General features: G+C 66.8%; 22 protein-coding genes. 18 read left to right on the top strand and 4 right to left on the bottom strand.

Annotated features, from left to right (window positions below):
- Positions 1–25 precede the first annotated feature (25 nt).
- Positions 26–2,101, top strand: coding sequence for an NAD-dependent DNA ligase LigA (gene ligA, locus GQ57_RS27605; protein WP_034199557.1), 2,076 nt, complete (start codon positions 26–28; stop codon positions 2,099–2,101).
- On the top strand, positions 2,098–2,631 hold the full coding sequence (gene def, locus GQ57_RS27600; RefSeq protein ID WP_034199556.1) for a peptide deformylase: 534 nt from the start codon (positions 2,098–2,100) through the stop codon (positions 2,629–2,631). The genes ligA and def overlap by 4 nt, the downstream gene beginning before the upstream one ends.
- A 90-nt stretch (positions 2,632–2,721) precedes the next feature.
- Here the strand turns inward: def and GQ57_RS40285 are convergent, their stop codons facing one another.
- Genes GQ57_RS40285 through map form a run of 3 tightly spaced genes read right to left on the bottom strand, consistent with a single transcriptional unit; the run spans position 2,722 to position 8,578 of the window.
- The gene (locus GQ57_RS40285; protein ID WP_235215138.1) at positions 2,722–5,124 is read right to left on the bottom strand and encodes a pseudouridine synthase; all 2,403 of its coding nucleotides are present in this window, start codon (positions 5,122–5,124) and stop codon (positions 2,722–2,724) included.
- A 16-nt stretch (positions 5,125–5,140) separates the two neighbouring features.
- Complete coding sequence (locus GQ57_RS27590) at positions 5,141–7,717, bottom strand: [protein-PII] uridylyltransferase (RefSeq protein WP_031399370.1); 2,577 nt, start codon at positions 7,715–7,717, stop codon at positions 5,141–5,143.
- A gap of 45 nt (positions 7,718–7,762) precedes the next feature.
- Positions 7,763–8,578: a type I methionyl aminopeptidase gene (gene map / locus GQ57_RS27585; protein WP_031399369.1), complete on the bottom strand. Its 816-nt coding sequence runs from the start codon at positions 8,576–8,578 to the stop codon at positions 7,763–7,765.
- 378 nt (positions 8,579–8,956) lie between these two features.
- On the opposite strand from map, the gene rpsB reads away from it, so the two are divergent.
- The 16 genes from rpsB to GQ57_RS27505 all read left to right on the top strand — a co-directional run bounded on the left by rpsB (position 8,957) and on the right by GQ57_RS27505 (position 24,615).
- Positions 8,957–9,697 carry a 30S ribosomal protein S2 gene (gene rpsB / locus GQ57_RS27580; protein WP_006752149.1) on the top strand — a complete coding sequence of 247 codons (741 nt, stop codon included), beginning with the start codon at positions 8,957–8,959 and terminating at the stop codon, positions 9,695–9,697.
- A gap of 162 nt (positions 9,698–9,859) precedes the next feature.
- Positions 9,860–10,741, top strand: a complete 882-nt coding sequence (gene tsf, locus GQ57_RS27575; RefSeq protein ID WP_031399368.1) for a translation elongation factor Ts — start codon at positions 9,860–9,862, stop codon at positions 10,739–10,741.
- Positions 10,742–10,912: 171 nt separating this feature from the next.
- A complete protein-coding gene (pyrH, locus tag GQ57_RS27570; protein WP_011352459.1) occupies positions 10,913–11,626 on the top strand; it encodes a UMP kinase in 714 nt (237 codons plus the stop codon).
- Positions 11,627–11,717: 91 nt separating this feature from the next.
- On the top strand, positions 11,718–12,278 hold the full coding sequence (gene frr / locus GQ57_RS27565) for a ribosome recycling factor (RefSeq protein ID WP_031399367.1): 561 nt from the start codon (positions 11,718–11,720) through the stop codon (positions 12,276–12,278).
- 49 nt (positions 12,279–12,327) lie between these two features.
- Positions 12,328–13,110: a polyprenyl diphosphate synthase gene (gene uppS / locus GQ57_RS27560; protein WP_031399366.1), complete on the top strand. Its 783-nt coding sequence runs from the start codon at positions 12,328–12,330 to the stop codon at positions 13,108–13,110.
- Complete coding sequence (locus GQ57_RS27555; protein ID WP_034199555.1) at positions 13,104–13,925, top strand: phosphatidate cytidylyltransferase; 822 nt, start codon at positions 13,104–13,106, stop codon at positions 13,923–13,925. The genes uppS and GQ57_RS27555 overlap by 7 nt, the downstream gene beginning before the upstream one ends.
- A 15-nt stretch (positions 13,926–13,940) precedes the next feature.
- The gene (locus GQ57_RS27550; protein WP_034199554.1) at positions 13,941–15,137 is read left to right on the top strand and encodes a 1-deoxy-D-xylulose-5-phosphate reductoisomerase; all 1,197 of its coding nucleotides are present in this window, start codon (positions 13,941–13,943) and stop codon (positions 15,135–15,137) included.
- 11 nt (positions 15,138–15,148) lie between these two features.
- Complete coding sequence (gene rseP, locus GQ57_RS27545; protein WP_034199553.1) at positions 15,149–16,534, top strand: RIP metalloprotease RseP; 1,386 nt, start codon at positions 15,149–15,151, stop codon at positions 16,532–16,534.
- A 61-nt stretch (positions 16,535–16,595) separates the two neighbouring features.
- A complete protein-coding gene (bamA, locus tag GQ57_RS27540) occupies positions 16,596–18,905 on the top strand; it encodes an outer membrane protein assembly factor BamA (protein WP_034199552.1) in 2,310 nt (769 codons plus the stop codon).
- Between the two features lie 64 nt (positions 18,906–18,969).
- Positions 18,970–19,467 (top strand): OmpH family outer membrane protein, encoded by a 498-nt coding sequence (locus GQ57_RS27535; protein ID WP_011549544.1) that lies wholly within the window; start codon positions 18,970–18,972, stop codon positions 19,465–19,467.
- A gap of 16 nt (positions 19,468–19,483) precedes the next feature.
- A complete protein-coding gene (lpxD, locus tag GQ57_RS27530) occupies positions 19,484–20,578 on the top strand; it encodes a UDP-3-O-(3-hydroxymyristoyl)glucosamine N-acyltransferase (protein ID WP_034199551.1) in 1,095 nt (364 codons plus the stop codon).
- Between the two features lie 129 nt (positions 20,579–20,707).
- Complete coding sequence (gene fabZ / locus GQ57_RS27525; RefSeq protein WP_021159112.1) at positions 20,708–21,175, top strand: 3-hydroxyacyl-ACP dehydratase FabZ; 468 nt, start codon at positions 20,708–20,710, stop codon at positions 21,173–21,175.
- A 58-nt stretch (positions 21,176–21,233) separates the two neighbouring features.
- Positions 21,234–22,022, top strand: coding sequence for an acyl-ACP--UDP-N-acetylglucosamine O-acyltransferase (lpxA, locus tag GQ57_RS27520; RefSeq protein WP_031399360.1), 789 nt, complete (start codon positions 21,234–21,236; stop codon positions 22,020–22,022).
- Positions 22,023–22,025: 3 nt separating this feature from the next.
- Positions 22,026–23,195 carry a lipid-A-disaccharide synthase gene (gene lpxB / locus GQ57_RS27515; RefSeq protein WP_031399359.1) on the top strand — a complete coding sequence of 390 codons (1,170 nt, stop codon included), beginning with the start codon at positions 22,026–22,028 and terminating at the stop codon, positions 23,193–23,195.
- Positions 23,192–23,836, top strand: a complete 645-nt coding sequence (gene rnhB / locus GQ57_RS27510) for a ribonuclease HII (protein WP_031399358.1) — start codon at positions 23,192–23,194, stop codon at positions 23,834–23,836. Before lpxB ends, rnhB begins: the two co-directional genes overlap by 4 nt.
- Positions 23,833–24,615, top strand: coding sequence for a TrmH family RNA methyltransferase (locus GQ57_RS27505; protein WP_034199550.1), 783 nt, complete (start codon positions 23,833–23,835; stop codon positions 24,613–24,615). The genes rnhB and GQ57_RS27505 overlap by 4 nt, the downstream gene beginning before the upstream one ends.
- A gap of 93 nt (positions 24,616–24,708) precedes the next feature.
- Here GQ57_RS27505 and ppsR read toward each other — a convergent pair whose 3' ends face one another.
- Positions 24,709–25,524 carry a posphoenolpyruvate synthetase regulatory kinase/phosphorylase PpsR gene (gene ppsR / locus GQ57_RS27500; RefSeq protein WP_031399356.1) on the bottom strand — a complete coding sequence of 272 codons (816 nt, stop codon included), beginning with the start codon at positions 25,522–25,524 and terminating at the stop codon, positions 24,709–24,711.
- Between the last annotated feature and the right edge of the window lie 344 nt (positions 25,525–25,868).

The raw sequence follows: 25,868 nt of genomic DNA, 5'->3' as shown, positions 1-25,868 counted from the left end.
TTCTCAGAACGAATCTGCCGCCAGCATGGCCCGAACCCAAGCCGAACCGCCAGCCAGCCAGCCCGACGCGCGCGCCGCGTGGCTGCGCGACCAACTCGAGCGGGCGAACTACGCCTATTACGTGCTCGACCAGCCGGATCTGCCCGACGCCGAATACGACCGGCTGTTCCGTGAACTGCAGCAGCTCGAAACCGACCATCCCGAACTCGTGACGCCCGATTCGCCGACGCAGCGCGTCGGCGGCGAGGCGGCCGGCGGCTTCACGCCGGTGGTCCACGACGCGCCGATGCTGTCGCTGAACAACGGCTTCGCGGACGAGGATATCGTTGCATTCGACAAGCGCGTCGCCGACGCGCTCGACAAGGCGACCGATCTCGCCGGCTCGGTGACGGAACCTGTCGAATACGCATGCGAGCTGAAGTTCGACGGCCTCGCGATCTCGCTGCGCTACGAGCAGGGCGTGTTCGTGCAGGCGTCGACGCGCGGCGACGGCACGACGGGCGAGGACGTGACCGAGAACGTGCGCACGATCCGCTCGATTCCACTGAAACTGAAGGGCGCACACGTGCCGGCGGTGCTCGACGTGCGCGGCGAGGTACTGATGTTCAAGCGCGATTTCGCGCGCCTGAACGAACGCCAGCGCGCGGCCGAGCAGCGCGAATTCGCAAATCCGCGAAACGCGGCGGCCGGCAGCCTGCGCCAGCTCGACTCGAAGATCACCGCGCAGCGCCCGCTGTCGTTCTTCGCTTACGGGATCGGCGTGCTCGACGGGATGCCGATGCCCGACACCCACAGCGCGCTGCTCGACTGGTACGAGTCGCTCGGCCTGCCCGTGAATCGCGAACGGGCGGTCGTGCACGGCGCAGACGGCTTGCTCGGGTTCTTCCGCAAGATCGGCGAGAAGCGCGAGTCGCTGCCGTACGACATCGACGGCGTCGTCTACAAGGTCAACCGGCGCGACGAACAGGAGCGCCTCGGCTTCGTGTCGCGCGCGCCGCGCTTCGCGCTCGCGCACAAGTTCCCCGCGCAGGAAGCGCTGACGAAGCTCGTCGCGATCGACGTGCAGGTCGGCCGTACCGGCGCAATCACGCCGGTCGCGCGCCTCGAGCCGGTGTTCGTCGGCGGCGCGACCGTGACCAATGCGACGCTGCACAACGAGGACGAGGTGCGCCGCAAGGACATCCGGATCGGCGATACGGTGATCGTGCGACGCGCCGGCGACGTGATTCCCGAGGTGGTCGGTGCGCTGCTCGACCGGCGTCCGGACGATGCCGCCGAATTCGTGATGCCGACCGAGTGCCCGGTGTGCGGTTCGAGGATCGAGCGCCTGCCGGACGAGGCGATCGCGCGCTGCACCGGCGGGCTGTTCTGTCCGGCGCAGCGCAAGCAGGCGCTGTGGCACTTCGCGCAGCGCCGCGCGCTCGACATCGACGGGCTCGGCGAGAAGATCATCGACCAGCTCGTCGAGTTGAATCTGGTGCGCACGCCGGCCGACCTGTTCAATCTCGGCTTCGCGACGCTGGCCGAGCTCGACCGGTTCGCCGAGAAATCCGCGCAGAATCTGCTCGACTCGCTCGAGAAGGCCAAGCACACGACGCTCGCGCGCTTCATCTACGGGCTCGGCATTCGCCATGTCGGCGAATCGACCGCGAAGGATCTCGCGAAGCACTTCGGTTCGCTGACGCCGATCATGGACGCGTCGATCGAGGAGCTGCTCGAAGTCAACGACGTCGGGCCGATCGTTGCCGAGTCGCTTCACCAGTTCTTCGCGGAAGAGCACAACCGGACCGTGATCGAGCAACTGCGCGCGCCGGGCAAGGTCACGTGGCCGGAAGGGCCGCCCGCGCCGAAGGCGCCGCAAGGCGTGCTGGCGGGCAAGACGGTCGTGCTGACAGGCACGCTGCCGACGCTCACGCGCGATGCCGCGAAGGAAATGCTCGAAGCGGCGGGCGCGAAAGTGGCCGGTTCGGTCTCGAAGAAGACGGATTACGTGGTCGCGGGCGCCGAAGCCGGCAGCAAGCTCGCAAAGGCCGAGGAACTCGGCATCCCCGTGCTGGACGAAGACGGCCTGCACCAACTCCTGGAGGGCAATACGCCATGATTCGCGAGATCCTGAAGATGGGCGATCCGCGCCTGCTCGAAGTCGCCAAACCGGTCGAGCGGTTCGACACGCCCGAATTGCACGAGATCGTCGCGGACATGTTCGAGACGATGCACCACGCGAACGGGGCCGGGCTGGCCGCCCCGCAGATCGGCGTCGGGCTGCAGATCATCATCTTCGGCTTCGGCAACAACAACCGCTACCCGGATGCGCCGCCGGTGCCCGAAACGGTGCTGATCAACCCGAAGGTCGAGTACCTGCCGCCGGACATGGAAGAGGGCTGGGAAGGCTGCCTGTCGGTGCCGGGCATGCGCGGCGTCGTCAGCCGCTATGCGAACGTGCGTTACAGCGGCTTCGACCAGTTCGGCGCGAAGATCGATCGCGTTGCCGACGGGTTCCATGCGCGCGTCGTCCAGCACGAATACGATCACCTGATCGGCAAGCTGTATCCGATGCGGATCACGGATTTCACGCGCTTCGGCTTCACGGAAGTGCTGTTTCCGGGGCTCGATCCGGCTTCCGACGACTGATCCGCCGGCTTTCCCGGCTCCTCGCAGACAAGAAAAAGCCCGCTCGCGCGGGCTTTTTCATTGCATGGCGCACGTGTGGTGCGCCCGCGGTCAGAACGTTTCGTCGGGCGACAGATAGCGCCATTGACCCTGCGGCAGTGCGCCGAGCATCACGCGGCCCATCCGGATGCGCTTCAGGCCGATCACGTCGAGGCCCACCAGTTCGCACATGCGGCGGATCTGGCGCTTCTTGCCTTCGCGCAGCACGAAGCGCAGCTGCTCGCCGTTCTGCCAGCTCACCATCGCGGGCTTCAGCGCGACGCCGTCGAGCTCGAGGCCGTGGCGCAGCTTCGCGAGCGATTCCGCGGGGAAATGCTGGTCGATGTCGATGAGCCGTTCGCCGAAGCGCACGCGCACCAGGTACTCCTTGTCGATATCCGACTGCTCGCCGATCAGCTGCTTCGCGATCACGCCGTTCTGCGTCAGCACGAGCAGGCCGGTCGAATCGATGTCCAGGCGGCCGGCCGGTGCGAGCGCGTGCAGGTGCTGCGGCGAGTAGCGCAGCGGCGAATGGTCGCCGCTCCAGCGGTTCGCGCGCGTGATCAGCACGGCCGCGGGCTCGTAGCCGTCTTCCGCCTGGCCCGACACATAACCGACCGGCTTGTGCAGCAGGATCGTCACTTGCGCGGCCTGCGCGGCGCTCGCGCGCTCGTCGATCTCGATCTTCTGGTCGGCGCGTACCTTGGTGCCGAGCGTGTCGATGCGTTCGCCGTCGACGAGCACCCAGCCCTTTTCGATCCATTCGTCGGCTTCGCGGCGCGAGCACATGCCGAGTTCGGACATCCGCTTCGACAGGCGCATCAGGCCTGCTTCGTCGCCGTAGTCGATGTCGGCGGCAGCGCGCTTGACCGGTTGCGCGGTCTTGACCGCACCGAACGAGCGGCGTTCGCCGTCGCGTGCGGGGCGAGCCGGACGGTCGCCGAAGCTGCGCTTCGCGCCTTCGCCCGTCGCCTTGTCGCGGTAGGACGGACGCTTGCCGTCGTCGGTGCCTGCGCGGCGCGGACGGGCGTCGTCATCGCGACGCGGCGGGCGATCGGACGACGTGCGGCGGTCGCCGAAGCTGCGCTTCGCGCCTTCGCCGGATGCATTGTCGCGATAGGGAGCACGCGGGCCGCCTTCGCCACCCGCACGACGCGGCCGTGCGTCGTCATCGCGGCGCGGCGGGCGATCGGACGACGTGCGGCGGTCGCCGAAGCTGCGCTTCGCGCCTTCGCTGGATGCATTGTCGCGATAGGGGGCACGCGGGCCGCCTTCACCACCCACACGACGCGGCCGTGCGTCGTCATCACGACGCGGCGGGCGATCGGACGACGTGCGGCGGTCGCCGAAGCTGCGCTTCGCGCCTTCGCCGGATGCATTGTCGCGATAGGGAGCACGCGGGCCGCCTTCGCCACCCGCACGACGCGGCCGTGCGTCGTCATCGCGGCGCGGCGGGCGATCGGACGACGTGCGGCGGTCGCCGAAGCTGCGCTTCGCGCCTTCGCTGGATGCATTGTCGCGATAGGGGGCACGCGGGCCGCCTTCACCACCCACACGACGCGGCCGTGCGTCGTCATCACGACGCGGCGGGCGATCGGACGACGTGCGGCGGTCGCCGAAGCTGCGCTTCGCGCCTTCGCCGGATGCATTGTCGCGATAGGGGGCACGCGGGCCGCCTTCACCACCCGCGCGACGCGGCCGTGCGTCGTCGTCACGACGCGGCGGGCGATCGGACGACGTGCGGCGGTCGCCGAAGCCGCGCTTCGCGCCTTCGCCGGATGCATTGTCGCGATAGGGAGCACGCGGGCCGCCTTCGCCACCCGCGCGACGCGGCCGTGCGTCGTCATCGCGGCGCGGCGGGCGATCGGACGACGTGCGGCGGTCGCCGAAGCTGCGCTTTGCACCTTCGCCGGATGCATTGTCGCGATAGGGAGCACGCGGGCCGCCTTCGCCACCCGCGCGACGCGGCCGTGCGTCGTCATCGCGGCGCGGCGGGCGATCCGATGACGTGCGACGGTCGCCGAAACTGCGCTTTGCACCTTCGCCAGATGCGTTGTCGCGATACGGCGTACGTGCACCGCCTTCGCCACCCGTGCGACGCGGACGGGCGTCGTCATCACGACGCGGCGGGCGATCGGACGACGTGCGACGGTCGCCGAAACTGCGCTTCGCCCCTTCGCCGGCCGCGTTGTCGCGATAAGGCGCGCGTGTGCCGCGTTCGGCACCGCCGTCACGCGGCGCACGCTTGGCCGGTGCGCGATCCGCGCCCGGGCGCTCGGCGCCCGTGGCCGCGCGCGGCTTGAACGTGCGTTCGCCGGCGGCGGCCGGAGCCGCCTTCTTCGGGCGGGCCGGCTTGTCCCCCGCGGGCGGCGCGGCGGGCCGCACCGCCTTGCGGGCGACGAGGCTGCCGGAGCGGACAGGGGCGCGGGTCGGCGACGCCGGCTTCGGATTCTTGACGGTTAATTTGGTGCGCATAAACGCTGGAATTCATTCAGACTGCGATCGCGCGCAGCAATTCGGTTTCGAGCTGGATCTGCAGGCGGTTGTCGGACAAGCCGGCGCCCGCGAGCAGGAAGATGTCCTCGACGCGTTCGCCGAGCGTATTGATCCGCGCCGCATGGACGCCGATGCGATGTTCGGCGAGCACGCGCGCGATCGAATAGAGAAGGCCCGGCCGGTCGTTGGCCGACACGGACAGGATGTAGTACTGGCCGCGCTCGTCGGCCCGCAGGTCGACGCGCGGCGTGATCGGAAACGTCCGGGACAGCCTCGAGAGGCGGCCCTTGGACGGCTCCGGCAGCGGTGAAGTCTCGGTGAGCCGCGTCGCAAGCTGCTGCTCGACGAGATTCGCGATGTCGCGGTACCGCACGTCGCTTTCGGTCTGCGTGACGATGAAGTTGTCGAGCGCGTAGCCGTGCCGCGTGGTGCTGACCCGTGCGTCGAGCACCGACAGCCCGTTGCGGTCGAAATACGCGCAGATGCCCGCGAACAGGTCGGGGCGGTCCTTCACGTAGACGAGCACTTGCAGCGCTTCGCCGATCGGCGACGGCCGCGCGCGGACGATCGCGGTGTCGGCGTTCACGTGCCGGTACAGCACGCGCGTCTGCCACGCGATGTCGGCCGCGTCGTGACGCAGGAAGAAACCGATGTCGAGCTGATCCCACAGCGCGCGGTGCGCGTCGTCGGGCACGGTCTCGAGGCGCAGCAGCGCGAGCGCCTGTTCCTGTCGCGATTTCAGCTCGGAATGGGCGTCGGGGTTGGCGCCGCCGAGCACGGCGAGCGTGATGCGGTACAGGTCCTCGAGCAGCTTGCCCTTCCACGTGTTCCACACTTTCGGGCTCGTGCCGCGGATATCGGCGACGGTCAGCAGGTAGAGCGCGGTGAGGCGCCGTTCGTTGCCGACGAGTTCGGCAAAGCGCTTGATGACCTCCGGGTCGCTCGTGTCCTGCTTCTGCGCGACCTGGCTCATCGTCAGGTGATGCTGGACGAGCCACACGATCAGCGCCGCGTCGTCGCCGGCGATGCCGTGCTCGCGGCAGAAGCGCCGCGCGTCCGCCATCCCGAGCGTCGAGTGGTCGCCGCCGCGGCCCTTCGCGATGTCGTGGAACAGCGCCGCGACATACAGCACCCACGGGCGCTCGAAGTTGCCGATCAACTGGCTGCAGAACGGGTATTCGTGCGCGTGCTCGGCAACCGCGAAGCGGCGGATGTTGCGCAACACCATCAGGATGTGCTGGTCGACCGTGTACACGTGGTACAGGTCGTGCTGCATCTGCCCGACGATGCGGCGGAAATTCAGCAGGTAGCGGCCGAGCACGCTCGTCTGGTTCATCAGCCGGAATGCGTGCGTGATTCCTTCGGGTTGCTGAAGGATGCGCATGAACGTCTGGCGGTTCTGCGGATCGCGCCGCCACGCGTTGTTCATGATCTCGCGCGAGTTGTACAGCGCGCGCAGCGTGCGGGCGGACAGGCCCTTCACGCCGCGGGTCGTTTCGTACAGCAGGAACGCTTCGAGGATCGCATCGGGGTGGCGCTCGAACACGCCGTCGTCGACGATCTCGAGCATCCCCTGTTTCTCGACGAAACGGTCCGGCGACAGCACGCGCGTGATGCCGCTCGTCGCGGGGAAGAGCTGCGCCTCGATGTTCTGGATCAGGATCGTCGCGAGCTGCGTGACGGCTTTCGCGGCCCAGTAATAGCGGCGCATCAGCTGCTCGCTCGTGCGCTTGGTCTGTGTCGGCTGGTAGCCGAAGCTTTCGGCCGCCTGCGTCTGCAGGTCGAAGACGAGCATGTCCTGGCGGCGGCCGGCGATCACGTGCAGCCGCGCGCGCAGCGTCTTCAGGAAACCTTCGTTGCGGCGCAGCTCGCGCGCTTCGCGGTCGGTGATCAGGCCGCGCGTGTCGAGTTCGCGCCAGCTGCTGCCGAAGCCGGCCGCGCGCGCGATCCACAGGATCGTCTGCAGGTCGCGCAGCCCGCCCGGGCTTTCCTTCACGTTCGGTTCGAGGCTGTACGGCGTGTCCTGGAACTTCGCGTGGCGCTGGCGCATCTCGAGCACCTTCGCGGTGAAGAACGCACGTGCGTCGAGCGCCTCGTGGTAACGCACCGTGAAGCGCTCGAACAGCGCGGTGCTGCCGACGATGCGGCGCGCTTCCAGCAGCGAGGTCTGCACCGTGACGTCCTGCGACGCCTCCTCGATGCACTGCGCGACCGTGCGCACGCTGCTGCCGATCTCGAGACCGAGATCCCATGCCATTCCGATGAAGCGCTCGATGCGCGGGTCGAGCGCCGGGTCGTGCGCGTCGGGCAGCAGCACGAGGATGTCGACGTCGGAATGGGGCGCGAGCTCGCCGCGCCCGTAGCCGCCGACGGCGACGAGCGCGAGCGTCGCGGGCAGCCCGCAGTCGTCCCACACGCGCTTCAGCGCTTCGTCGGTCAGTTTCGACAGCGCGTGCATCAGCGACGCGACGTTGGTCGCGCGGCGAAAGCGCTCGAGCAGGTCGGTCTTGGCGGCCTTGAATTCGGCGCGCCGCGACAGCGCTTCGGGCGAGGGGGCGGCGTGAGCGCTCATGGGCGGCCGTTCAGGTGCGGGCGGGGCGGGCTGGCGCGACGGCGCTCAGACCGCTGCCGCCGGTTGGGCGAACACGGGGCGCGCCGGCGTGCCGGCCGAGACCGTCAGCACCTCGTAGCCGGTTTCGGTGACGAGCACCGTGTGCTCCCATTGCGCGGACAGGCTGCGGTCGCGCGTCTTGACCGTCCACTGGTCGGGCATCGTGCGGATGTCGCGCTTGCCGGCGTTGATCATCGGCTCGATCGTGAAGATCATCCCGGCCTTCAGCTCGATGCCGGTGCCCGGGCGGCCGTAGTGGACGACCTGCGGATCCTCGTGGAACACCGTGCCGATGCCGTGGCCGCAGTATTCGCGCACGACGCTGTAGCCCTGCGCTTCCGCGTGCTTCTGGATCGCGTAGCCGATGTCGCCGAGGTGCGCGCCGGGCTTGACCTGGTCGATGCCGAGCCACATGCATTCGTAGGTGGTCTGCACGAGGCGCTTCGCGAGGATCGAACCCTCGCCGACGATGAACATCCGGCTGGTGTCGCCGAAATAGCCGTTCTTGATCACGGTGATGTCGATGTTCAGCGCGTCGCCGTTCTTGATCACCTTTTCGCCGGGAATGCCGTGGCAGATCACGTCGTTGACCGAAATGCAGGTGGCCTTCGGGTACGGCGGGTAGCCGGGCGGCTGGTAGTTCAGCGGCGCGGGGACCGTGCCCTGCTCGTTGAGCATGTACTCGTGGCAGAGGCGGTCGAGTTCGGCGGTCGTGACGCCCGCGACGACGTGCGGCGTGATGAAGTCGAGCACTTCGCTCGCGAGACGGCAGGCGACGCGCATCTCGGCGATATCGTGTTCGTTTTTGAGCGTAATAGCCATCGAGGTATGCCTGGAATGCGGTGAATTGACGGATTATCGCACCTTATGGCGGGCCTCGCAGCCCCTGCCGGCCGAGCGGATGCGGGTTTTCGCGGATTGTCCGGCCGACGGCCGCGCGGCAGGCGAAAGTGGTGGGCGACTTGAGAGCGGACAAATCGGCGTGCTATACTCTTTGGCTAAGTCGACATCCAAATGCCGATGTCGCCCCGGAATAGGGGTGGCATCGCGGTGAAAGACTTGCGGCACGGGCATTTTGCACGTGCCGAATCGCAAGCCGGCGCAACCAGGGTGCCGGCCGCGCGGAATTCGCGCCCTTCGGGCGGGTTCGCGCGGCGGTACGGCGGCCGGCTTAAGACCCAACCCTCGTGGAGAATTTACATGGCAGTCACGATGCGCCAAATGCTGGAAGCGGGTGTCCACTTCGGTCACCAGACGCGCTTCTGGAACCCGAAGATGGCTCCGTTCATTTTCGGTCACCGCAACAAGATTCACATCATCAACCTCGAAAAGACGCTGCCGATGTTCACGGACGCACAGAAGTACGTGCGCCAGCTGGCAGCGAACCGCGGCACGATCCTGTTCGTCGGCACGAAGCGTCAATCGCGTGACACGATCGCCCAGGAAGCGCAGCGCGCAGGCATGCCGTTCGTCAACGCACGCTGGCTCGGCGGCATGATGACCAACTTCAAGACGCTGAAGGTATCGATCAAGCGCCTGAAGGACATGGAAGCGGCAGTCGAGGCAGGCGAGCTCGAAAAGATGAGCAAGAAGGAAGCGCTGCTGTTCGAGCGTGAAATCGCGAAGCTGCAGAAGTCGATCGGCGGCGTGAAGGACATGGGCGGCATTCCGGACGCAATCTTCGTCGTCGACGTCGGCTACCACAAGATTGCCGTGACCGAAGCGAACAAGCTGGGCGTGCCGGTCATCGCGGTGGTCGATACGAACCACTCGCCGGAAGGTGTGGACTACGTGATCCCGGGTAACGACGACTCGAGCAAGGCAGTCGCGCTGTACGCCGAAGGCGTGGCCGACGCGATCCTCGAAGGCCGTGCGAACGCGGTCAACGAAGTGGTCCAGGCCGCACGCGGCGACGACGAGTACGTCGAGGAAAACGCGTAACTGGCCCCGAGCCGGCGCAAAAAGGGGGCTCTCAACAGGCCCCCTTTTTTTAAGCTTGTGCGCCGGACCTGATCGCGCCGAATCGGCGCGGGTCCGGAACCGAATCTCGGCCGTTCGCGTCCAAGCGGGCGGCGTTGTGAATACAGACTCAAGGAGCGAATGATGGCGGCAATTACCGCAAGCATGGTGGCAGAACTGCGCGCAAAGACCGACGCACCGATGATGGAGTGCAAGAAGGCGCTGACGGAAGCCGACGGCGATCTGGCCAAGGCTGAAGAGCTGCTGCGCGTCAAGCTCGGCAACAAGGCGAGCAAGGCGGCATCGCGCGTGACGGCAGAAGGCGTCGTCGCATCGTTCGTCGGCGGCAACGCAGGCGCGCTGGTCGAGCTGAACTGCGAAACCGACTTCGTCGCGAAGAACGACGACTTCCTCGCGTTCTCGAAGACGGTTGCAGAACTCGTTGCAACGCAGAATCCGGCCGACGTGGCCGCGCTGTCGGCGCTGCCGCTCGAAGGCTCGACGGTCGACGCAGTGCGCCTGGCACTGATCGGCAAGATCGGCGAGAACGTGTCGATCCGCCGTTTCGTCCGTTTCGAAACCGCGAACAAGATCGCAACGTACCTGCACGGCGCGCGTATCGGCGTGATCGTCGAGTACACGGGCGCGGAAGAGCAGGTCGGCAAGGACGTCGCGATGCACATCGCTGCAATGAAGCCGGTCGCGCTGTCGTCGGCTGACGTGCCGGCGGAACTGATCGAGACGGAACGCCGCGTGGCCGAGCAGAAGGCTGCGGAATCGGGCAAGCCGGCCGAGATCGTCGCGAAGATGGTCGACGGCAGCGTCCAGAAGTACCTGAAGGAAGTGTCGCTGCTGAACCAGACGTTCGTGAAGAACGACAAGCAGACGATCGAACAGATGCTGAAGGCAGCGAATGCCGCAGTGCAGAAGTTCACGCTGTTCGTCGTCGGCGAAGGCATCGAGAAGCGCCAGGACGACTTCGCCGCCGAAGTGGCCGCGCAAGTCGCAGCAGCAAAGCAGCAGTAAGCAGCACGCAGCAAGCAAGTCAGGCAGTATCCGCGGCGGGCGTCCGCTCCGCCGCGGTCGGCGGTGCTGCCGGCCGGCCGGGAAACCCGGTCCGACCGTCGGCGCTTGCCCGAATCAGTATTTCGCCCCTACAGTTCGTGGTTGTCATCCTCTCGTCGCTCGGAAGCCCCTATGTCCAATGCCTATAAACGCGTCCTCCTCAAACTCTCCGGCGAAGCGCTGATGGGCGACGATGCCTTCGGCATCAATCGCGCGACGATCGAACGGATGGTGGCCGATATCGCCGAAGTCGTGCGTCTCGGTACGCAGCTCGCGGTCGTGATCGGCGGCGGTAACATTTTCCGCGGTGTCGCGGGCGGCGCGGCCGGCATGGACCGTGCGACCGCCGACTACATGGGGATGCTCGCGACGATGATGAACGCGCTGGCGCTGCAGGACGCGATGCGTCACGCGGGCATCGAGGCGCGCGTGCAGTCCGCGCTGCGGATGGACCAGGTCGTCGAGCCGTACATTCGCCCCCGCGCGATCCGTCAGCTCGAGGAAGGCCGAGTCGTGATCTTCGCGGCCGGCACGGGCAACCCGTTCTTCACGACGGACACGGCTGCCGCGCTGCGCGGTTCGGAAGTGGGCGCCGAGGTCGTGCTGAAGGCGACCAAGGTCGATGGCGTATATTCTGCCGATCCGAAGAAGGATCCGTCGGCCACGCGCTACACGACGATCACTTTCGACGAGGCGATCAGCCGCAACCTGCAGGTGATGGACGCGACGGCCTTCGCGCTGTGCCGCGACCAGAAGCTGCCGATTCGCGTGTTTTCGATCAACAAGCCGGGCGCGCTCAAGCGCATCGTGCTGGGCGAGGACGAAGGTACGCTCGTCCACGTGTAAACTCCCGTGGATGCGGGCAGGCGGCCGCGGCGCGCGAGATGCGCCGGGCAGGGCCCGCGTTCTTTGAAGGTTTGAAGGTTCGGAGGTTGAAATGAGTGTCGCTGATACCAAGAAGGGCGTCGAGCAAAAGATGCAGCGCTCGATCGAAGCGTTCAAGAACGATCTGGCAAAGATCCGTACGGGCCGTGCACACACCGGTCTGCTCGATCATGTGCAGGTCGACTACTACGGGTCGATGGTGCCGATCTCGCAGGTCGCGAACCTGACGCTCGTCGATGCGCGCACGATCGGCGTGCAGCCGTGGGAAAAGAACATGGTCGCGAAGGTCGAGAAGGCCATCCGCGAAGCCGATCTGGGCCTGAACCCGGCCACGTCGGGCGACCTGATCCGCGTGCCGATGCCCGCGCTGACGGAAGAGCGCCGCCGCGAGCTGACCAAGGTCGTGAAGAGCGAAGGCGAAACGGCCAAGGTCGCGATCCGCAACCTGCGCCGCGACGCGAACGAAGCGCTGAAGAAGCTCGTGAAGGACAAGGAAATCTCGGAAGACGACGAGCGCCGCGCGAGCGACGACGTGCAGAAGCTGACCGACAAGCACGTGGCCGAAGTCGACAAGCTCGTGCAGAGCAAGGAAGCCGAGATCATGACGGTCTGACGACCGTCCTCGCGCGCCGCCTTCTTCCCGCCTTACTGTCTCAACGGCCATGACTTATACCAGCTCTACCGTTCGCGTGCCTGACGTCGGCGTCGTGCCGCGTCACATCGCGATCATCATGGACGGCAACGGCCGTTGGGCGACCGAACGCCGCCTGCCGCGCGTCGCGGGGCATACCCGCGGCGTCGACGCCGTGCGGGCGGTGGTCGAGGGCTGCGCGCGCGCCGGCGTCGAATACCTGACGCTGTTTGCGTTCAGTTCGGAAAACTGGCGGCGCCCGACCGACGAAGTGTCGTTCCTGATGCGGCTCTTCATCACCGCGCTGGAGCGCGAGATCGGCAAGCTGCATGCGAACGGCATCCGCCTGCGTGTCGTCGGCGATCTCGAGCGCTTCGAGCCGCGCATCCGCGAACTGATTCGCCGCGCCGAAACCAAGACGGCGCGCAATACCCGCCTGACGCTCACCATCGCGGCCAACTACGGCGGCCGGTGGGACATCCTGCAGGCGACGAAGAAGCTCGTCGAGCAATCCGTGCGCGAGGGGCGCGAGGTCGAAGTGACCGAGGACGCCTTCGCGCCGCACCTGGCGATGGCCTATGCGCCGGAGCCGGACCTCTTCATCCGCACGGGCGGCGAGCAGCGCGTCAGCAACTTCCTGCTGTGGCAGCTCGCGTACGCCGAATTCTATTTCACCGACAAATACTGGCCGGATTTCGACGGCGCGGCACTGGCGGACGCGATGGCGTCGTATACGGAGCGCGAGCGCCGTTTCGGCCGCACGAGCGCCCAGCTCGAACCCCAATCGCAGAACGCCGATTCCCTTTCATGCTGAAAACCCGTGTGATCACGGCGATCGTGATGCTGGCCGTCCTGCTGCCGGTGACGCTGTTCGCACCGCTCGCCGCATTCGGCGCGCTGATCGGCGTCGTCCTCGTGTTCGCCGCGTGGGAATGGGCGCGCCTGCTGAAGCTTCGCGGCGCCGGCCCGATCGTCTATGCGGTCGTCGCGGCGCTTGCGCTCGCGGCTACGACGCCGCTCGGCGTCGACGCGGCGGCATCCCGTCCCCTTTTCATGGCCGCCGGCGTGTTCTGGCTGCTGGTCGGCCCGTTCGCGCTGCGGCGCAAGCCCGAACTCGCGGGCGGCGTATGGCGGCCGTTCCTGCTGGCCGCGGGCCTCGTGGTCTTTGCCGCCTGCTGGCATGCGCTCGTCGCGGCGCGCGCGCAGGGCGTTCCGTTCGTGCTGTCGCTGCTGCTGGTCGTCTGGCTGGCCGATATCGGCGCATACTTCGCGGGCAAGGCCTTCGGAAAGCGTAAACTGGCCGTCACGATCAGTCCCGGGAAGAGCTGGGAAGGCGCGATCGGCGGCTGGCTGGCCGTGCTGGTCGTTGCCGGCGCGGCAATGGCTGCGCACGTGTTCGAACCGACCCTGTTTTCTGCATTTGCCGCGCGCTACGGGATGCCGGGCGCGTGGGCCGCACTGACCCTGCTGGTCGCGTACAGCGTGATCGGCGACCTGTTCGAGTCGCTGTTGAAGCGGCAGGCGGGCGTGAAGGATTCGAGCGGACTGCTGCCTGGCCATGGCGGCGTGCTCGACCGTGTCGACGCGCTGCTGCCGGTGCTGCCGCTCGCGATGCTGCTGCTTGGTTAAACCACTAATTCTGTTATGCAAAAACGTCTGACATTGCTCGGTTCCACGGGCTCGATCGGAGACAGCACGCTCGACGTGGTCGCGCGCCATCCCGAGCGCTTCTCGGTCTACGCGCTGACCGCCCACCGCAACGGCGACAAGCTGGTCGAGCAGTGCCTGCGCTTCGCGCCCGAGGTGGCGGTGGTCGGCGATGCCGCGACGGCCGCGCAGGTCGATGCGAAGCTGCGCGCGGCGGGCAGCAGGACGACCGTGCTGCACGGGCCGCAGGCGCTCGTCGACGTGTCGAAGAGCGACGGCTGCGACACGGTGGTCGCGGCGATCGTCGGCGCGGCCGGCCTCGCGCCGAGCCTCGCGGCCGCGCGTGCCGGCAAGCGCATCCTGCTGGCGAACAAGGAAGCGCTGGTGATGTCGGGCGCGATCTTCATGGACGCCGTGCGCGACCATGGCGCGATCCTGCTGCCGGTCGACAGCGAACACAATGCGATCTTCCAGTGCATGCCGCGCGAAGCGACCGAGCACGGCGGGATCTCGAAGATCATCCTGACCGCGTCGGGTGGCCCGTTCCGCACGCGCGAGCCGGCCACGCTCGTCGACGTGACGCCGGACGAGGCATGCAAGCACCCGAACTGGGTGATGGGCCGCAAGATCTCGGTCGATTCCGCGACGATGATGAACAAGGGCCTCGAGGTGATCGAGGCGCACTGGATCTTCGGGCTGCCGGGCGACCGGATCGACGTGCTGATCCATCCGCAGAGCGTGATCCACTCGCTGGTGTCGTACCGTGACGGCTCGGTGCTCGCGCAGCTCGGCAACCCCGACATGCGCACGCCGATCGCGCACGCGCTCGCGTTTCCCGATCGCGTCGATGCGGGCGTCGACCAGCTCGACCTCGCGCAGATCGCCCAGCTGTCGTTCGAGAAGCCCGATTACGCACGCTTCCCGTGCCTCGCGCTCGCACTGAAGGCGCTCGAGGAGGGTGGCATCGCGAGCGCCGCATTGAACGCGGCGAACGAAGTGGCGGTCGAAGCGTTTCTCGAGCGCCGGATCGGCTTCATGGCGATCGCGGCGACGGTCGATGAGGTGCTCAACACGCTGCCGAACCGTGCGCCCGACGGGCTCGAGGACGTCCTGGCGGCGGATGCCGAGGCACGCCGCCTCGCCGCCGCGATCATTGCGAAAGCGCCTGCGCCACGCGTGGAGCGCACTGTCTGAATGGGGTGCTCATGAACGTGCTGGTCGAACTGATCGCGTTTGCGGTGGCGATCGGGGTGCTGGTCGTCGTGCATGAGTACGGACATTATCGCGTCGCGCGCTGGTGCGGCGTGAAGGTGCTGCGTTTCTCGATCGGCTTCGGCCAGCCCGTCGCACGCTGGGTGAGCCGCCGGACGGGCACCGAGTGGACGCTGTCCGCGCTGCCGCTCGGCGGTTACGTGAAGATGCTCGACGAGCGCGATCCCGGCCCGGGCATCCGGCCGGAAGAGCTCGGGCAGGCGTTCAACCGGCAGTCGGTCTACAAGCGCATCGCGATCGTTGCGGCCGGACCGATTGCGAACTTCCTGTTGGCAATCGTGCTGTTTTCGGTCGTATTCGCCACCGGTGTAAACGAGCCGGCGGCGATCGTCGCTCCGCCGGCCGCCGGCACGGCGGCGGCGCGCGCGGGCTTCGACGGCGGCGAGACGATCGTGTCGATCCGCAACGTGCACGCGGGCGACGCGCAGGACGGCGGGTCCGAGCCGGTGCGGTCGTGGTCGGACCTGCGCTGGAAGTTGCTGGCGGCCGCGTTCGATCACCGCGAAATCGTGCTCGGCGCGCGCGACGGCAACACGACGTTCGATTTCCGCGTCGATCTCCGTAATATTCCCGAAAGCCAGCTCGACGACGACTTCATGGCCCGTCTCGGCTTCGAGGCCGGCGGCGGCACGCTGTCGGTCGCATCGGTGCAGCCCGGCAGCGCGGCGGAGCAGGCGGGCCTGAAGGCCGGCGACAAGCTGGTCGCACTGGACGGCAAGCCGATCGCCGGCGCGGCGCGCTTCATCGATTTCGTCAAGCACCACGCGGGCGCGCCGCTCGACCTGCAGATCGAGCGCAATGGCGCCGCACGGGCGGTGTCGATCGTGCCGCAGATGCAGCGCGACGACGAGTCGGGCCAGCAGGTCGGGCGCATCGGTGCGGCGCTGGCGATGCAGGCGCCGTCGGTCGACGTGCGCTACGGGCCGATCGAGAGCCTGCGGCTCGGCGCGCACCGCACGTGGGACATCTCCGTGTATTCGCTGCGGATGTTCGGGCGGATGATCACGGGCAATGCGTCGCTGAAAAACCTGTCCGGCCCCGTGACGATCGCCGACTACGCGGGCAAGAGCGCGCGGCTCGGTCCGTCCGCCTTCCTGTCGTTCCTCGCCCTTGTCAGCATTAGCCTTGGCGTCCTGAACTTGTTGCCGATTCCCGTTTTGGACGGGGGGCATCTGTTATATTATGCGGTTGAAGCCGCGACCGGGAAAGCCGTCTCGGAGCGCTGGCAGCTGATTCTGCAAAGAGCCGGGTTGATCTGCATCGTCGCATTGTCGGCGATCGCGCTGTTCAACGATCTGGCTCGGTTAATCCATTTTTGAAGCGTCAGGCGGCGGCCGCTCGGCAGCCGCCTGATTTGATGCAGCTAAATATTGGGGATGCATGTTGTTCAAACCTCATCGCTTTGTACCTAAGACAGTTGCAGCGGCCGCGCTCGCCGCGCACGGCCTCGCGGCGCATGCAGCGGCACCGTTCGTGGTGCAAGACATCAAGATCGAGGGGCTGCAGCGCGTCGAAGCGGGGTCGGTGTTCGCCTATCTGCCGATCAAGCAGGGCGATACCTTCACGGACGACAAGGCATCCGAAGCAATCCGCGCGCTGTACGCGACGGGCTTTTTCAACGACGTGCGCATTGCCACGCAGGGCAATGTCGTGATCGTGCAGGTGCAGGAGCGGCCGGCCATCGCGTCGATCGACTTCACCGGCACGAAGGAGTTCGACAAGGACAACCTGACGAAGGCGCTGCGCGCGGTCGGTCTAGCCGACGGTCGCTACTACGACAAGGCGCTCGTCGACAAGGCGGAGCAGGAACTCAAGCGCCAGTACCTGACGCGCGGCTTCTATGCGGCCGAGGTCAAGACGACGATCACGCCGGTCGACGCGAACCGCGTGTCGATCCTGTTCGCGGTGGCCGAAGGCCCGAGCGCGAAGATCCGCCAGATCAACTTCATCGGCAACAAGGCATTCAGCACCAGCAAGCTGCGTGACGAGATGCAGCTGTCGACGCCGAACTGGTTCTCGTGGTACACGAAGAACGACCTGTACTCGAAGGAAAAGCTGACGGGCGACCTCGAGGCCGTGCGCTCGTACTACCTGAACCGCGGCTATCTCGAGTTCAACATCGAGTCGACCCAGGTGTCGATCTCGCCCGACAAGAAGGACATGTACCTGACGGTCACGCTGCACGAAGGCGAGCCGTACACGGTGTCGGGCATCAAGCTGTCGGGCAACCTGCTCGATCGCGAGGCCGAACTCAACAAGCTGGTCAAGATCAAGGCGGGCGACCGCTTCTCGGCCGAAAAGCTGCAGCAGACCACGAAGTCGATCGTCGACAAGCTCGGCGAATACGGCTATGCGTTCGCGACCGTCAACGCGCAGCCGGACATCGACCAGGCGAACCACAAGGTGAACCTGAACCTCGTCGTCGATCCGAGCCGCCGCGTGTACGTGCGCCGTATCAACGTCGTCGGCAACACGCGCACGCGCGATGAAGTGGTGCGCCGCGAAATGCGCCAGCTCGAAAGCTCGTGGTTCGATTCGAACCGCCTCGCGCTGTCGAAGGATCGCGTGAACCGCCTCGGCTACTTCACCAACGTCGACGTGACGACGGTGCCGGTCGAAGGCACGAACGACCAGGTCGACGTGAACGTGAAGGTCGACGAAAAGCCGACCGGCGCAATTACGCTGGGCGCGGGCTTCTCGTCGACGGACAAGGTCGTGCTGTCGGCCGGCGTGTCGCAGGACAACGTGTTCGGTTCGGGTACGAGCCTGTCGGTGAACGTCAACACCGCAAAGAGCTACCGCACGCTGACCGTCACGCAGGTCGATCCGTATTTCACGGTCGACGGCATCAAGCGGATCACGGACGTCTACTACCGCACGTACCAGCCGCTCTACTATTCGACCAACTCGAGCTTCCGGATCATCAGCGCCGGCGGCAACCTGAAGTTCGGCATCCCGTTCTCGGAAGTCGACACCGTCTATTTCGGCGCGGGCCTGGAGCAGAACCGCCTCGACGTCGATACGAACACGCCGCAGAGCTACCAGGATTACGTGACCGAGTTCGGCCGTGTGTCGAACACGGTGCCGCTGACGGTCGCGTGGTCGCGCGACGCACGTGACAGCGCGCTGATTCCGAGCCGCGGCTACTTCACGCAGGCGAACATGGAGTACGGCGTGCCGGTCGGCAAGATCCAGTACTACAAGGCCGACCTGCAGGCCCAGTACTACTACTCGTTCTCGCGCGGCTTCATCCTGGGCATGAACCTGCAGGGCGGCTACGGCAACGGTATCGGCAACCCGTACCCGATCTTCAAGAACTACTACGCGGGCGGTATCGGCTCCGTGCGGGGCTACGAGCCGAGCTCGCTGGGCCCGCGCGACACGAAGACGAACGACCCGATCGGCGGCTCGAAGATGGTCGTTGGCAACATCGAACTGACGTTCCCGCTGCCGGGCACCGGCTACGACCGGACGCTGCGCGTGTTCACGTTCCTCGACGGCGGTAACGTGTGGGGTAACGCGCCGGGCGGCACGAGTACGGGCGCCAACGGCCTGCGGTACGGCTACGGTGTGGGTCTTGCGTGGATCTCGCCGATCGGCCCACTGAAGCTCAGCCTCGGTTTCCCGCTGCAGAAGCACGAGGGCGACCAGTACCAGAAATTCCAGTTCCAGATCGGGACGGCGTTCTGACGGAACGCATGACAACAGCAACGAGAGGGTAATTTTGCTAACCGGTAAGTTTTCGAAACGAGTGATGTGCGCGCTGACCGTTGCGCTGGCCCTGGGCGCGGCGACGGTGCACGCACAGGACGTCGCCCGCATCGCGGCGGTCAATTCGGATCGGATCCTGCGCGAGTCAGCGCCCGCGAAGGCGGCGCAGACGAAGCTCGAAGCCGAGTTCGCGAAGCGTGACAAGGATCTGCAGGACCTGGCAGCGCGGCTGAAATCGATGTCCGATTCGCTGGACAAGAACGGCGCGTCGCTGTCGGCGGCCGACCGCGCGCAGAAGCAGCGCGATCTCGCCCAGCTCGATACCGACTTCCAGCGCAAGCAGCGCGAGTTCCGCGAAGACCTGAACCAGCGTCGCAACGAGGAACTGGCGGCCGTGCTCGAGAAGGCGAACAAGGTCATCAAGCAGATCGCCGAGCAGCAGAATTACGACCTGATCGTGCAGGAAGCCGTGTACGTCAGCCCGCGCATCGACATCACCGACAAGGTGCTCAAGGCGCTCGCGTCCGGCTCGACGAACTGAACGGAGCAGACGACGAATGGCATTGACGCTTGAGGAACTCGTAAAGCGGTTCGGCGGCGAGATCGCCGGCGACGCACAGTGCACGGTCGGCGGGCTCGCACCGCTCGACCAGGCAGGCCCGCAGCAGCTCGCGTTCCTCGCGAATCCGAAGTACCTGTCGCAGGTCGAGTCGACCCGCGCCGGCGCGGTGCTGATCGCGCCGAAGGATCTCGAAAAGCTGGGCGCGGCCGCGATCGGCCGGCCTGACGGCCCGCGCGGCTTCATCGTGACGCCGAATCCCTACGCGTACTTCGCGCGCGTCGCGCAGATGTTCATCGATCTGGCCGCGCCGCCGCGCGCGGCGGGCGTGCATCCGAGCGCGACGATCGATCCGGCCGCCCAGGTCGCCGCGAGCGCGGTGATCGGTCCGCACGTGACGGTCGAGGCCGGCGCGGTGATCGAAGACGGCGTGCAACTCGACGCGAACGTGTTCGTCGGCCGCGGTACGACGGTCGGCGCGGGCTCGCACCTGTATCCGAACGCATCGGTGTACCACGGCTGCAAGATCGGCCCGCGCGCGATCATCCACGCGGGCGCCGTGATCGGCTCCGACGGCTTCGGCTTCGCGCCGGATTTCGTCGGCGACGGCGAGTCGCGCACCGGCAGCTGGGTCAAGATCCCGCAGGTCGGCGGCGTAACGATCGGCCCGGACGTCGAGATCGGCGCGAACACGACGATCGATCGCGGCGCGATGGCGGACACCGTCATCGAGGCATGCGTGAAGATCGACAACCAGGTCCAGATCGGCCACAACTGCCGGATCGGCGCCTACACGGTGATCGCCGGCAGCGCGGGCATCGCGGGCAGCACGACGATCGGCCGCCACTGCATGATCGGCGGCGCGGCCGGGATCGCCGGCCACGTGACGCTCGGCGACTACGTCATCATCACCGCGAAGTCGGGCGTATCGAAATCGCTGCCGAAAGCCGGCATCTATACCAGCGCGTTCCCGGCCGTCGACCACGGCGAGTGGAACAAGAGCGCTGCGCTCGTGCGCAACCTCGACAAGCTGCGCGACCGCATCAAGGCGCTCGAAGCCGCGCTCGCCGCCCAGGGCGGCACGCAAGCCTGAGCGCATCATGCGAGACCTCGAACCGGGCACGGCCAGCGCAACCGGCCCGGTTTGCCAGACTGGGCCGCATGGCGGCCCGCTTCAGCCTTTGCATCACCACCGCGCAGCATTTGCGTGAGACGAACCATCATGAGCACTGAAAAAATCAATCTCGACATCCACAAGATCCTCACGCTGCTGCCGCATCGCTACCCGATTCTGCTCGTCGATCGCGTGCTCGAACTCGAACCGCACAAGGGAATCAAAGCGCTGAAGAACGTGTCGATCAACGAGCCGTTCTTCCAGGGACATTTCCCGAAGCGGCCGGTGATGCCGGGCGTGCTGATCCTCGAGGCGCTCGCGCAGGCCGCGGCGCTGCTGACCTTCTCGGAAGAGCAGCCGAAGGACCCTGAGAATACGCTGTACTACTTCGTCGGGATCGACGGCGCACGCTTCAAGCGCCCGGTCGAGCCGGGCGACCAACTGATTCTGAACGTGACGTTCGAACGCTACATCCGCGGCATCTGGAAGTTCAAGGCGGTGGCGGAAGTGGACGGCAAGGTGGCGGCGGAAGCCGAACTGATGTGCACGGTCAAGACGACCGACGTGGCGCCCTGAGCGGCGCGGCACGCACAGGCAACGCAACGCGACACATCACATCGAGAGGCAACGGCGCATGACCAGGATTCATCCCACCGCGATTGTCGAACCGGGCGCGCAGATCGACGAATCGGTCGAGATCGGTCCGTACGCGATCGTCGGTCCGCACGTCACGATCGGCGCGCGTACGACGATCGGCTCGCACAGCGTGATCGAAGGCCATACGACGCTCGGCGAGGACAACCGCATCGGCCATTACGCGTCGGTCGGCGGCCGTCCGCAGGACATGAAGTACAAGGACGAGCCGACGCGGCTCGTGATCGGCAGCCGCAACACGATCCGCGAATTCACGACGATCCACACGGGTACCGTGCAGGATGGCGGCGTGACGACGCTCGGCGACGACAACTGGATCATGGCCTATGTGCACATCGGTCATGACTGCCGCGTCGGCAGCCACGTGATCCTGTCGAGCAACGCGCAGATGGCCGGCCACGTCGAGATCGGCGACTGGGCGATCGTCGGCGGGATGTCGGGCGTTCACCAGTTCGTGCGCATCGGTGCGCACTCGATGCTGGGCGGCGCATCGGCGCTCGTGCAGGACGTGCCGCCGTTCGTGATCGCGGCCGGCAACAAGGCCGAGCCGCACGGGATCAACGTCGAAGGGTTGCGCCGGCGCGGCTTCTCGCCCGACGCGATCTCCGCGCTGCGCAGCGCGTATCGCCTGCTGTACAAGAACGGCCTGTCGCTCGAGGAAGCGAAAGCGCAGTTGCGCGAGCTGGCGGTGGCGGGCGGCGAGGGCGACGTGCCCGTGAAGGCGCTCGTCGAGTTCATCGACGCGTCGCAACGCGGCATCATCCGCTAAGCGATGCCGCTTCCGACCAATCAGCTCCGGCTCGCGATGGTGGCGGGCGAACCGTCGGGCGACCTGCTCGCGGCGTCGCTGCTCGGCGGGCTGCGCGAGCGGCTGCCCGAAGCGGCCCAGTACTACGGGATCGGCGGGCAGCGCATGATCGCGCAGGGCTTCGATTCGCACTGGCAGATGGACAAGCTGACCGTGCGCGGCTATGTCGAGGCGCTGGGCCAGATTCCCGAGATCCTGCGGATTCGCGGCGAGCTGAAGCGCCAGTTGCTCGCCGAGCGGCCGGACGCCTTCATCGGCGTCGACGCGCCCGACTTCAACTTCAACGTCGAGCAGGCCGCGCGCGACGCGGGCATCCCGTCGATCCACTTCGTGTGCCCGTCCATCTGGGCGTGGCGCGGCGGCCGGATCAAGAAGATCGCCAAGTCCGTCGACCACATGCTGTGCCTGTTCCCGTTCGAGCCGGCGCTTCTCGACAAGGCGGGCGTCGCGTCGACCTACGTCGGCCATCCGCTGGCCGACGAGATCCCGCTCGAACCCGATACGCACGGCGCACGCATCGCGCTGGGACTGCCGGCCGACGGCCCCGTGATCGCGGTGCTGCCGGGCAGCCGGCGCTCGGAAATCGGGTTGATCGGCCCGACCTTCTTCGCGGCGATGGCGCTGATGCAGCAACGCGAGCCCGGCGTGCGGTTCGTGATGCCGGCGGCGACGCCCGCGCTGCGCGAGCTGCTGCGGCCGCTCGTCGACGCGCATCCGCAGCTCGCGCTGACGATCACCGACGGTCGTTCGCAGGTCGCGATGACGGCGGCCGACGCGATCCTCGTGAAGAGCGGCACGGTGACGCTGGAAGCCGCGCTGCTGAAGAAGCCGATGGTGATCTCGTACAAGGTGCCCTGGCTGACCGGGCAGATCATGCGCCGGCAGGGCTACCTGCCGTATGTCGGCTTGCCGAACATCCTCGCGGGGCGTTTCGTCGTGCCCGAGCTGCTGCAGCATTTCGCGACGCCCGAGGCGCTCGCCGATGCGACGCTCACGCAGCTGCGCGACGACGCGAACCGCCGCACGCTGACCGACGTCTTTACCGAAATGCACCTTTCGCTGCGGCAGAACACGGCCGTGAAGGCGGCCGAAGCGGTCGTGCGCGTGCTCGAACAACGCAAGAGGCGCGTATGACGGCGGCACGCACACCACGCCGCCGTGCGTCGAGCGACATGCAGGGCGGCCTCGACTTCAGCCGGCCAGACGAGATCGTCTGCGGGGTCGACGAGGCGGGCCGCGGCCCGCTCGCGGGTCCGGTAGTGGCCGCCGCGGTGATCCTCGATCCGGCGCAGCCGATCGACGGCCTCGACGATTCGAAGGCGCTGTCCGCGAAGAAGCGCGACGCACTGTACGACCTGATCGTCGCGCGTTCGCGCGCGTACTGCGTCGCGTCGGCGAGCGTCGACGAAATCGATACGCTGAACATCCTGCATGCGACGATGCTCGCGATGAAGCGGGCCGTCGAGGGCCTGTCGGTCTTGCCGACGCTCGCGCAGATCGACGGCAACCGCTGCCCGACGCTGACGGTGCGCGCCGAGGCGATCGTCAGCGGCGACGCACTCGTGCCGAGCATCTCGGCCGCGTCGATCCTCGCGAAGGTCACGCGCGACCGCATGCTCGTCGACCTGCATGAACGTTTCCCGGTGTACGGCTTCAACGTGCATGCGGGCTACGGCACCGCGAAACACCTTGCCGCGCTGCGCGAGCACGGGCCGTGCGAAGCGCACCGTCGCTCGTTCGCACCGGTTCGCGCCGCACTTGATCTGATTCGATGAAAAGCATCACCTCTCGCGACAACCCGCTGTACAAGCGCCTGAAGGCGCTCGCGGGCTCCACGTCGCATCAGCGCCGCAGCGGCCAGGCGCTGCTCGAAGGATTCCATCTCGCGAGCGCGTACCTCGATACGGGCGCAATGCCGGAGCTGTGTGTCGCGACCGAAGGGGCGCTCGGCCACGCCGAGGCGCAGGCGATCGTCGCGCGCATCGACGCGCAGCGGGTCGTCACGCTGCCCGACGCGCTGTTCGGGCAGTTGTCGAACGTCGTCAGCGGCGTCGGCTTCCTGCTGCTCGTCGACCGGCCCGCGCAGCCGCTGCCGGCGCGCGTCGCGCATACGTCGGTCGTGCTCGACGGCGTGCAGGATGCCGGCAACGTCGGCTCGATCCTGCGCAGCGCGGCGGCCGCGGGCGTGCGCCACGTGTTCTGTGCGCCGGGCACTGCGTGCGCCTGGTCGTCGAAGGTGCTTCGCTCGGGCATGGGCGCACATTTCCTGTTGTCGATCCACGAGGACGTCGAAGCCGCCGCGCTCGCCGAGCGTCTCGACGTACCGGTTGCACTGACCGATTCGCACGGCGCGCAGGCGCTTTACGAGTGCGACCTGTCGGGCCCTGTGGCGTGGGTGTTCGGCAACGAGGGGGCGGGTGTGTCGGCATACTGGCGCGAGGTGGCCACGCATCGCGTGACGATTCCGCAGCCGGGCGGGATGGAGTCGCTGAACGTCGCGGCGGCGGCGGCGGTCTGCCTGTTCGAGCAGGTGCGCCAGCAACGGCGCGGGTGACGGCCGGACGCGCACTCCGGGTACGACGAAAAAAGGCCGCGTTCATGAACGCGGCCTTTGCGTTTGCAGCGGCGGCCGCGCGGCCGCCGGCGCTCAGTACGACTGCCGGTCGAGACGGATTTCCTGCAGGATGGTCGTCGCGATTTCCTCGATCGACTTGTGCGTCGACGACAGCCACTTGATCCCCTCGCGGCGCATCATCGCCTCGGCCTCGTTGATCTCGTAGCGGCAGTTCTCGGGCGCCGCATACTTGCTGCCCGGCCGGCGCTCGTTGCGGATCTCCGACAGGCGCTGCGGGTCGATCGACAGCCCGAACAGCTTCTCGCGGTGCGCGGCGAGTGCCGACGGCAGCTTGCCGCGCTCGAAGTCTTCCGGAATCAGCGGGTAGTTCGCGGCTTTCACGCCGTACTGCATCGCGAGATACAGGCTCGTCGGCGTCTTGCCGCTGCGCGACACGCCGACGAGGATCACGTCGGCTTCCGACAGGTTGCGGTTCGACTGGCCGTCGTCGTGCGCGAGCGAGAAGTTGATCGCCTCGATCCGGGTCTTGTATTCCTCGGTGTCCGCGTTCTGGTGGCCGCGACCCATCGCGTGACTCGACTTGAGCTCCAGTTCCTGCTCGAGCGGCTCGACGAAGCGCTGGAACATGTCGAGCACGAGCGCGTTCGAACGCTTGACGATGTCGTTCGATTCGCTGTCGACGAGCGTCGTGAACACGATCGCTCGGCGGCCGTCGTGCACGGCGGCCTCGTTGATCTTTTCGACGGTCGCGTAGGCCTTGTCGAGCGAGTCGACGAACGGCACGCGCACGAGACGGAATTTCTGGTCGAACTGGGAGAGGATCGAGTGCGCGAAGGTTTCGGCAGTGATCCCGGTGCCGTCGGAGACGATGAATACGGTAGGCAGCATGAATCTGGGCGTCGAACGTGAAGGGCGGTTGCGCGGGCGGCTGGAGGTTCGCCTCCAGGCGCAGTGACAAGGTCGCGCCACATCCGGCAGCCGGCACGGTAGAATAGCGGCAACCTGTTGGATAAGCAATTGCGGGGGTAGGGCGCGAACGGCGCCCCCGGCTGCGCCGCCCGATTCGAAAATTCCCGGCAAGTTTGGCGATATGGCTGCAACTATCGCCCTTCTGCCGGGATTTTTGCAAATCGGGTCGGAATATTTTTCGCCGCTGCGAGTGTTTATCTAACAGGTTGCGCAAGACGCGCCGCGCTTTTTTGCAAGCGCCCGCGTTCGAGCCCACTTGCGCG

Origin of the sequence: Burkholderia sp. MSh2 (assembly GCF_000731655.1) — a bacterium.
Lineage (GTDB): Bacteria > Pseudomonadota > Gammaproteobacteria > Burkholderiales > Burkholderiaceae > Burkholderia > Burkholderia paludis.
This window is presented reverse-complemented; position numbering and strand designations above follow the sequence as displayed.

Excerpts from the sequence above, each read along its gene's own strand:
- bamA (WP_034199552.1), top strand. The coding sequence starts at position 16,596 with ATGTTGTTCAAACCTCATCGCTTTGTACCTAAGACAGTTGCAGCGGCC.
- GQ57_RS27590 (WP_031399370.1), bottom strand. The coding sequence starts at position 7,717 with ATGAGCGCTCACGCCGCCCCCTCGCCCGAAGCGCTGTCGCGGCGCGCC.
- tsf (WP_031399368.1), top strand. The coding sequence starts at position 9,860 with ATGGCGGCAATTACCGCAAGCATGGTGGCAGAACTGCGCGCAAAGACC.
- frr (WP_031399367.1), top strand. The coding sequence starts at position 11,718 with ATGAGTGTCGCTGATACCAAGAAGGGCGTCGAGCAAAAGATGCAGCGC.
- fabZ (WP_021159112.1), top strand. The coding sequence starts at position 20,708 with ATGAGCACTGAAAAAATCAATCTCGACATCCACAAGATCCTCACGCTG.
- ppsR (WP_031399356.1), bottom strand. The coding sequence starts at position 25,524 with ATGCTGCCTACCGTATTCATCGTCTCCGACGGCACCGGGATCACTGCC.
- GQ57_RS27505 (WP_034199550.1), top strand. The coding sequence starts at position 23,833 with ATGAAAAGCATCACCTCTCGCGACAACCCGCTGTACAAGCGCCTGAAG.
- uppS (WP_031399366.1), top strand. The coding sequence starts at position 12,328 with ATGACTTATACCAGCTCTACCGTTCGCGTGCCTGACGTCGGCGTCGTG.
- ligA (WP_034199557.1), top strand. The coding sequence starts at position 26 with ATGGCCCGAACCCAAGCCGAACCGCCAGCCAGCCAGCCCGACGCGCGC.
- def (WP_034199556.1), top strand. The coding sequence starts at position 2,098 with ATGATTCGCGAGATCCTGAAGATGGGCGATCCGCGCCTGCTCGAAGTC.
- GQ57_RS27555 (WP_034199555.1), top strand. The coding sequence starts at position 13,104 with ATGCTGAAAACCCGTGTGATCACGGCGATCGTGATGCTGGCCGTCCTG.
- map (WP_031399369.1), bottom strand. The coding sequence starts at position 8,578 with ATGGCTATTACGCTCAAAAACGAACACGATATCGCCGAGATGCGCGTC.
- rseP (WP_034199553.1), top strand. The coding sequence starts at position 15,149 with ATGAACGTGCTGGTCGAACTGATCGCGTTTGCGGTGGCGATCGGGGTG.
- rnhB (WP_031399358.1), top strand. The coding sequence starts at position 23,192 with ATGACGGCGGCACGCACACCACGCCGCCGTGCGTCGAGCGACATGCAG.
- GQ57_RS27535 (WP_011549544.1), top strand. The coding sequence starts at position 18,970 with ATGTGCGCGCTGACCGTTGCGCTGGCCCTGGGCGCGGCGACGGTGCAC.
- lpxD (WP_034199551.1), top strand. The coding sequence starts at position 19,484 with ATGGCATTGACGCTTGAGGAACTCGTAAAGCGGTTCGGCGGCGAGATC.
- lpxA (WP_031399360.1), top strand. The coding sequence starts at position 21,234 with ATGACCAGGATTCATCCCACCGCGATTGTCGAACCGGGCGCGCAGATC.
- rpsB (WP_006752149.1), top strand. The coding sequence starts at position 8,957 with ATGGCAGTCACGATGCGCCAAATGCTGGAAGCGGGTGTCCACTTCGGT.
- GQ57_RS27550 (WP_034199554.1), top strand. The coding sequence starts at position 13,941 with ATGCAAAAACGTCTGACATTGCTCGGTTCCACGGGCTCGATCGGAGAC.
- pyrH (WP_011352459.1), top strand. The coding sequence starts at position 10,913 with ATGTCCAATGCCTATAAACGCGTCCTCCTCAAACTCTCCGGCGAAGCG.
- GQ57_RS40285 (WP_235215138.1), bottom strand. The coding sequence starts at position 5,124 with ATGCGCACCAAATTAACCGTCAAGAATCCGAAGCCGGCGTCGCCGACC.
- lpxB (WP_031399359.1), top strand. The coding sequence starts at position 22,026 with ATGCCGCTTCCGACCAATCAGCTCCGGCTCGCGATGGTGGCGGGCGAA.